The sequence below is a fragment of the Desulfovibrio sp. 1214_IL3152 genome (genome assembly GCF_036763055.1).
Taxonomy (GTDB): Bacteria; Desulfobacterota; Desulfovibrionia; order Desulfovibrionales; family Desulfovibrionaceae; genus Desulfovibrio.
In genome coordinates, this window is record NZ_JBAIYW010000158.1 from 1 (window position 1) to 2,692 (window position 2,692).

Annotated in this window: 1 protein-coding gene and 1 pseudogene; both read right to left on the minus strand. The window is 58.5% G+C overall.

Annotated elements, in window-relative coordinates; genetic code table 11:
• Nucleotides 1–178 precede the first annotated feature (178 nt).
• A complete protein-coding gene (locus V6C07_RS03215; protein WP_333534936.1) occupies nt 179–2,194 on the minus strand; it encodes a vWA domain-containing protein in 2,016 nt (671 codons plus the stop codon).
• A gap of 107 nt (nt 2,195–2,301) precedes the next feature.
• A pseudogene (locus tag V6C07_RS03220) lies at nt 2,302–2,692 on the minus strand (sel1 repeat family protein); the annotation flags it as partial.

Sequence of the window (2,692 nt, forward strand, 5' to 3'; positions counted from 1 at the left end):
AGGTCAAGGGCCGTGCTTTTGCCGCAGCCGCTGGGGCCGACCAGCGCCAGCAGACCGCTGCGGGGAATATCAAGACGCTCTACACGCAGGCTGAAGCCTTCGGCGCCGGGCCGGCTTTTGCTTATCCGCCGCAGGGAGAAAACCAGATTGTCCATATGCGGGCCTTGTCAGACACAGTCTAGGGCAGCATGCTCAAAGGCACGCGGTATACCCAGTCGCCGGGATTGGGCTGGCCGAAGCTTTCCCAGTTGGCGCGGTCGCGGTCATATTCCTCATACCGGGCCAGGCGTGATTTGAGCCTGTTGATAAAGGCCGTCTGCTCGCCCACGCTCATGCGGTACCAATCTTCTTCACGCAGCAGCATGATGTCGCTTTTGTAGGGCAGCCCGTCCAGAAATTCTGCCAGCACACCCAGTTGCGCCAGATTTTTTCCCTGAGTCGGCATGTTGGGGTCACGGGCCATGCGCGTGGAGGCAGAGAGCACACCCTGAAAAAAGTCGCGTGAGTCGGTCTTTTTGGTGCGCTCCGCGCTGTCGATGACGGCCTTTATCTGGGCGCTCAGGTCATTAAGCTGGTTTTTGGTCAGCAGCACGGCCACTTCCACGCTGGGGCTCTGTTCGCTTTTGGCAAGACGTTTGAGATCCATATCGGCAATCCACGAGCTGACCACGCTGGGGGCCTGATTTTCACGCGCCCTTCCGAAATATTCCAACTGCATGGCATAGCCCAGGGTGGCGGCAAGGCGGGCGGCTTCTTCCTCTGCGGTGAGCTTTTGGGGTTTTTCATCTTTGGGTTTGGTCATGATTTTGCCCAAAGCGGTATTTTTAACCATATTCACCATGCCCGAGGCCAGCACCTTGGCGACTTCCGCAAACTGCTTTGCTCCGGCTGCTGCCGTGGGCGCGGCAACCACCTGATAGTTTGAGCGGTTGCCCGAGAGCTTGCCCAGGGCGCGGTAGCTCTGTTCGGCATAGGCGTGGTTTTTGGCCCCACCCGGGCTTTTGATGTGCAGGATGGATATCCAGATGCCTTTTTGCCGCGCAAAGTCATTGAGCTCACTGGACCCCATGCTGACGGAGGCGTATTTATCCGTGCTTTTGAGGGGGCCGGCATCGGTAATGAGCAGAATGAGACGCGACGAATAATCGCCCCAGTTGAGGGCCTCTACGGCTTTATACACGCCCGCCAGGGAGTCTTCATTGAAATCGTGGCTGGAGACGGTGGCTTCCTGCACCTTGGAAAGTTTTTCTTCAAGGCTTTTACGGTTTTTGGCTGTGGCGAAGTCGCTTACAACTTCAGCCACATAGCCCAGACCAGGAGTGGCCTGTGTGCTGTTGCGAAAGGCGACCACTGCAAAGCCCACGTTGTCTTCCAGTTTGTCCTGCTCAATCTTGTCGTATATATGGCGCACCACGTTAAGGCTTTGATCAATATACGGCTTCATGGAGATGGTCGTGTCTATGACAAGGGCAATGCCTGTCTTGGGCGGGCCGCTTTTGCCGTTTTGGCTGCCTGCGGCATTGCCGGGGTCAATGGAAGCCACGCGCAGAAATTTCACGCCGTCAAAGGGGTCTTTCATGTCCAGAATGGGCATGAGATAAAAACGTTTTTCAGAAACCGCTCCGGCTGCGTCCGCAGGCTCACCGGCCAGCACGGGAAAGTCGGCTGGTGGCGTTTTGCCGTCTTGCAGCAGAGCGGCGGCTTCGGCATTGAGCTTGTTCAGGCGCACATCCATGTCCGGAGCGGCGCAGATGTCGTTCAGCGCGTTTTCGGTCTTGAAAAAGAGCACGGGATCGCGGCCTGTGCGCGGCGTGAAGAGCAGAGTGAGGGACTGGTTCCAGTCTGTGGCCTTGGCCGCTTCAATCCAGCCTTCGGGGGTGGCGGCGCCGCTTCCGACCTGAAGCCAGCCCTCATTGCGGGCATAGACATAAAAAACGGTAAAGGGCGTCACGTTTTCCTTCACCACGGCGGCGTCTGCTGCCGGAGCAGCCGTAAGGCGCGCCCCGGGATGGCTGACCACCCGCTGGAAAAGCGTTTTTTTGCCTTCCAGCAGCAAAGGGGCTGCCTGAGCATGCGATGCGGTAAAAACGTTTCCGGCAGCCAGAATGAAGAACAGGACAAGAGAGCAGGCCGCTATGCCGGACAGAATGCCGAACAGTAAGTGGCGGCAGGATATGATGGATATGGGGCGCATGCGGGTTTCCTCCCGGACTCCGTTTTGCAGTATGATCTGGGGGCGGCCATGCCCCGGATTGCACCGGGTTTGCCGGTACAGCGGGGCAGATCGCTGAAAAGCGGAAATCAGTTCCAGCTTTGCAGCAAGGCCCGCGCTTCCACGTTGCCCTTGGCTTCCTCGGCCCTGGCGTATTCCTTAAGTTTGTTCAGTGCGGCCTGAGCCTGCGCTTTGTCGCTCTTGAGCAGGGCCTCATCATACCAGCGTTTGGCCTGTGTCATATCCACAGGGATGCTGCCCCTGGGCAGAGTGGCCGTGGGATCGTAGTATTCACCCACCAGCAGCATGGCCTCGCCATTGCCTTTCTGGGCGGCGTCCTCAAGCAGCAGGAATGCCGCGTCGCATTCTTCAGGGCTTGCATCGGCCTTGCGCATGGGTTTGGCCAGGGCCAGACTCACATCGGGCAGGGCTTCTCCGCGCAGTTGTTCGCGGGCAGCTGCCAGGGGAGATTTGGCCGCT

What these genes read in the sequence shown, in the direction of transcription:
- V6C07_RS03215 (WP_333534936.1), bottom strand. Translation starts at nt 2,194, where the DNA reads ATGCGCCCCATATCCATCATATCCTGCCGCCACTTACTGTTCGGCATT.